The following is a 3,881-nucleotide window of genomic DNA, read 5'->3' as shown; positions in this document are numbered from 1 at the left end:
GCTCGTGATGCTCGCCACCCGCCTCTGAGACCCCCCGTCCGGAACCCGCGCAGGAGAACACCACCATGTCCACCAGCTCCCCTTCCGCACCCGCCGCCGTCACGGTGAACGACGAGCGCGTCGTCGCCCTCGCGCAGTCGATCAAGTCGGTGTATGTCTTCGAGGCCCCGGTGCGCATCTGGCACTGGATCAACGCGCTCGCCATCACCGTGCTGGCCATCACCGGCTACTTCATCGGCTCGCCGCTGCCCACGCAGCCCGGCGAGGCCAGCGCAAACTACCTGATGGGCTACATCCGATTCGCGCATTTCGCGGCCGGCTACCTGCTGGCGGTGGGCATCCTCGGCCGCCTCTACTGGGCCGCAATGGGCAACCACCACGCGCGCGAGCTGTTCTGGGTGCCGATCTTCCAGCGCGCCTACTGGGCCGAGATGTGGGGCATGGTGAAGTGGTACGCCTTCGTCAGCGCCCGGCCCGGCCGCTATGTGGGTCACAACCCGCTGGCGCGCTTCGCGATGTTCTTCGGCTTCTTCCTGCTGACGCTGTTCATGATCGTCACCGGCTTCGCGCTGTACGGTGAAGGTTCACAGATGGGCTCTTGGCAGGAACGGATGTTCGGCTGGGTGATCCCGCTGTTTGGCCAGTCGCAGGACGTGCACACCTGGCACCACGTGGGCATGTGGGGACTGATCTGCTTCGTGATCATCCACGTATACGCCGCAATCCGCGAAGACATCATGGGCCGCTCGAGCGTGGTCAGTACCATGATCTCCGGCCACCGGACGTTCAAGGACTGACATGAGCCACCCGGCTGACCGCGACAACACCATCACGGTGCTGGGCATCGGCAACCTGCTGTGGGCCGACGAAGGCTTCGGCGTGCGTTGCATCGAAACGCTGCAGCAACGCTGCGAATTCGCGCCGCACGTGCAGCTGATCGACGGCGGCACGCAGGGTCTGTACCTGATCCAGCATGTGCAGCAGGCGGGCAGGCTGCTGATCTTTGATGCGATCGACTACGGCCTCGCACCGGGCACGCTCAAGCTGGTCGAGAACGACGAGGTGCCACGCTTCATGGGCGCGAAGAAGATGAGCCTGCACCAGACCGGCTTTCAGGAAGTGCTGATGCTCGCACTGCTGACCGAGCAGTACCCGAAAGACGTGCTGCTGATCGGCTGCCAGCCTGAAGAGCTGGAGGACTACGGCGGTAGCCTGCGCCCTGTCGTGCGCAGCGCGATGGAAGACGCACTGGCCCTCGGCATCGACACGCTGCGGCGCTGGGGCGCACAACCGGTGCCGCGCATGCGGCCGCTGGCCGAACACGAAAGCGTCGGCTTCGCCCAGCTCGAACTCAGGCGCTACGAAGGCGAGCGCCCGCCCGAAGCGGTGGCCTGCCGCGTCGGCGACGAACGTTTTTTCCCGGCCTGAGCATGTGCATCGGCATCCCCATGCAGGTGGGCAGCACCGAACCAGGTCACGCGCTGTGCAGTGGCCGCGGCGAAAGCCGCCGCGTGCGCACCGCGCTGGTCGGCGACGTAGCGCCTGGCGAATGGCTGCTGGTCTTCATCGACAGCGCGCAGGAACGGCTGGAGCCGCAACGGGTGGCGGAGATCAACGCCACGCTCGACCTGCTGCAGGCCGCGATGAAGGGTGACGCACAAGACCCCGCCAACGCCGCGTTCGACCTGCCCTCGCGCTGGACGGCTGCGCAACTGCGCGCGTTGTCCGGCGCGCCTGCCCTACCCACCCCGGAAAGCATTCCATGAGCACCAACAAACAAGGCTCCGAAACCCTGGTCAAGCTGCCCGTGCAGGCGCCGAAGGTCGTGACCTCGGCACTCATCGAGCGGCTGGTCGAACAGTTCGGTGCGAGCTGGGTCGACGAGACCAACATCGACGCCTGGGCGGCCGAAGGCGGTGACCGTGTCGTGCTGTTCGCCGGCGACCCGGTGCAGTTCCCCGAGGGGCTCGACGTGGCCGTGGTGCTGCCCGAACTGCAGCGCAGCCTGCCTGGCCGCTTCAAGGTGGGCGTGGTGCCACGCGAGCGCGAAGACAAGGTCGCCCGCCGCTTCGGCTCCCAGCGCTGGCCCACGCTGCTGTTCCTGCGCGACGGCCAGTACGTCACCACCGTGAGCGGCATGCACGACTGGGAGGTGTTCATCGAGCGCGTGACGCAGGCGCTGGCGATGCCGGTCTCGCGCGCACCGACCATCGGCATCCCGGTGGTCAGCGCCGGCGCCGGCGACGCGTCCTGCCACTGAACTGAAGAGGACCCTCGCATGAAAGACTTCCCCATTCCTGTGGTGGCCATCGGCATCGGCCCGGGCAGCCAGCCCGAAGAAGAAACGCTCGACTACCTGCCCATGCCACAGGGCATGGAGACCTTCCGCGCGCCGCTGTTGCCCGAGCCGGAAGACGTGGCCGGTTGCCATCGGGCACACCGCGCGCTGCGCGAGGCGCTGGCCCAGCTCGACCGCGTGCGCCAGGGCGGCGCCAACCTCGGAGTCGACCTGACCGGGTTGCCGGTGGCCGACCGCCAGCTCATCAACCAGGTGCTCGGCGAAGGCGAGGTCAGCGCGGTCGTGACCGGCGGCGACTCGGGCTACGAGGTGCGTGTGCAGGAGTCGGTGTTTGCTGGCGTGTGGCGCGTGGTGTGCTCGGTGAACGGCGTGGTCAGCTCCGACGTGATCGAACTCGGCGCGGTGCCGCAGGCGCTGAAGACCGCCGCGCTCGAAGACGTGCTGCCGACCATGCCACGCTGGCAAGGCGCCCTGCCCCCGAACGTACAGAACGCTCCGACGCTGCTGTCCGAGATCGAAGACCAGTGGCACGCCTGGCGTGCCGGCCAGCCGGCACAGGTGGTCAACCTGACGCTGCTGCCGATGTCGGTCGAAGACATCGGCTTCCTCGACCACCACCTCGGCACCGGTCGCGTGTTGATCCTGTCGCGCGGCTATGGCAACTGCCGCATCACCAACACACGCATGCCGAACTGCTGGCGTGTCGTGTACTACAACTCGCAGGACGTGGTGATCCTCAACACCGTCGAAGTGGTGGAACTGCCGGACGTTGCGCAGGCCGCGAAAGAAGACCTCGATGACTCCCACGAGCGGCTCGGCGAAGTGCTGACCTGGGTGGAGGGCGCATGAACGGCGCGCGGTTCGAAGGCAGTTATCTCGGCAACCTGTCCAAGCTGCCGGCCGGTGCGCGCCTCGAATGCAAGATCTGCTGGTGGGTGTACGACCCGGCGCTCGGCGACCCGGTCTGGCAGGTCGAGCCCGGCACGCCGTTCAGCGGCCGGCCCTCGCACTGGCGCTGCCCGCAATGCGATGGCGACGCCGAGCAGTTCATGGTGCTGGCAGACACCGACTGACACCTCATGAGCCCGCACCCCGCACCCGTCGACCGCCTGAGCGCCCGCGTGGCCGAGCTGGCCGCGCTGTTCACGACCGTTGCACACACGCGCATGGCCGGCATGCCGGTGTTGAACACGGCCTTGCAGGTCGAGGCCATCGGCTTCGAGTGCCTGCCGGCGGGCGAGGGTGAGCCGGCGGGCCTGGGCATTCTGGTCACGCCGTGGTTCATGAACCTCGTGCGCCTGCCTTTGCAACGCGAAGACTCGGCCGCTCAGGTCGGCCGCACCCACGAAGAGCCGCTGGCAGGCCAGCGCTTCGAGTTCATCGGTGCGCACGAAGCGGCGCTCGGTGCATTTTGTGCGTGCTCGCTGTTTTCGCCGATGTTCGAGTTCGCTGACCAGTCCACTGCGCGCGCCACCGCGCTGGAAGTGCTGGCACAGCTGCGCAGGCCGCCGTTGCCGGCCGTGCGCACCGAGCCCTTTCCGGCACGCCGCTCGTTCCTGTTCGGCCGCAGTGCCGCGTCCGA

At 67.6% G+C, this 3,881-nt stretch carries 7 protein-coding genes; all 7 read left to right on the top strand.

From position 1 onward, the window contains the following. The first annotated feature begins 65 nt into the window (after positions 1-65). Complete coding sequence (cybH, locus tag FKP22_RS23595; protein ID WP_141290114.1) at positions 66-797, top strand: Ni/Fe-hydrogenase, b-type cytochrome subunit; 732 nt, start codon at positions 66-68, stop codon at positions 795-797. A 1-nt stretch (position 798) separates the two neighbouring features. Continuing rightward, positions 799-1,428, top strand: a complete 630-nt coding sequence (locus tag FKP22_RS23590; protein WP_141290113.1) for a HyaD/HybD family hydrogenase maturation endopeptidase — start codon at positions 799-801, stop codon at positions 1,426-1,428. Between the two features lie 2 nt (positions 1,429-1,430). Next, on the top strand, positions 1,431-1,766 hold the full coding sequence (locus FKP22_RS23585; protein WP_141290112.1) for a HypC/HybG/HupF family hydrogenase formation chaperone: 336 nt from the start codon (positions 1,431-1,433) through the stop codon (positions 1,764-1,766). Beyond that, the gene (locus tag FKP22_RS23580; protein WP_141290111.1) at positions 1,763-2,260 is read left to right on the top strand and encodes a thioredoxin domain-containing protein; all 498 of its coding nucleotides are present in this window, start codon (positions 1,763-1,765) and stop codon (positions 2,258-2,260) included. Before FKP22_RS23585 ends, FKP22_RS23580 begins: the two co-directional genes overlap by 4 nt. An 18-nt stretch (positions 2,261-2,278) precedes the next feature. After that, a complete protein-coding gene (locus FKP22_RS23575; protein WP_141290110.1) occupies positions 2,279-3,148 on the top strand; it encodes a hydrogenase expression/formation protein in 870 nt (289 codons plus the stop codon). Then, positions 3,145-3,372, top strand: coding sequence for a rubredoxin (locus FKP22_RS23570; RefSeq protein ID WP_141290109.1), 228 nt, complete (start codon positions 3,145-3,147; stop codon positions 3,370-3,372). The genes FKP22_RS23575 and FKP22_RS23570 overlap by 4 nt, the downstream gene beginning before the upstream one ends. 6 nt (positions 3,373-3,378) lie before the next feature. Next, positions 3,379-3,881, top strand: a 503-nt coding sequence (hybE, locus tag FKP22_RS23565; protein ID WP_141290108.1) for a [NiFe]-hydrogenase assembly chaperone HybE, incomplete at its 3' end; no start/stop codon positions are given.

It is taken from the genome of Ideonella azotifigens (assembly GCF_006519715.1).
In the GTDB taxonomy this organism is placed as follows: domain Bacteria; phylum Pseudomonadota; class Gammaproteobacteria; order Burkholderiales; family Burkholderiaceae_C; genus Ideonella; species Ideonella azotifigens.
The sequence above is the reverse complement of the archived record's forward strand: the minus strand, read 5'-3'. Positions and strand labels throughout refer to the sequence as shown.

Coding starts and splice junctions, on each gene's coding strand:
- cybH (WP_141290114.1), top strand. CDS start 66: ATGTCCACCAGCTCCCCTTCCGCACCCGCCGCCGTCACGGTGAACGAC.
- FKP22_RS23590 (WP_141290113.1), top strand. CDS start 799: ATGAGCCACCCGGCTGACCGCGACAACACCATCACGGTGCTGGGCATC.
- FKP22_RS23585 (WP_141290112.1), top strand. CDS start 1,431: ATGTGCATCGGCATCCCCATGCAGGTGGGCAGCACCGAACCAGGTCAC.
- FKP22_RS23580 (WP_141290111.1), top strand. CDS start 1,763: ATGAGCACCAACAAACAAGGCTCCGAAACCCTGGTCAAGCTGCCCGTG.
- FKP22_RS23575 (WP_141290110.1), top strand. CDS start 2,279: ATGAAAGACTTCCCCATTCCTGTGGTGGCCATCGGCATCGGCCCGGGC.
- FKP22_RS23570 (WP_141290109.1), top strand. CDS start 3,145: ATGAACGGCGCGCGGTTCGAAGGCAGTTATCTCGGCAACCTGTCCAAG.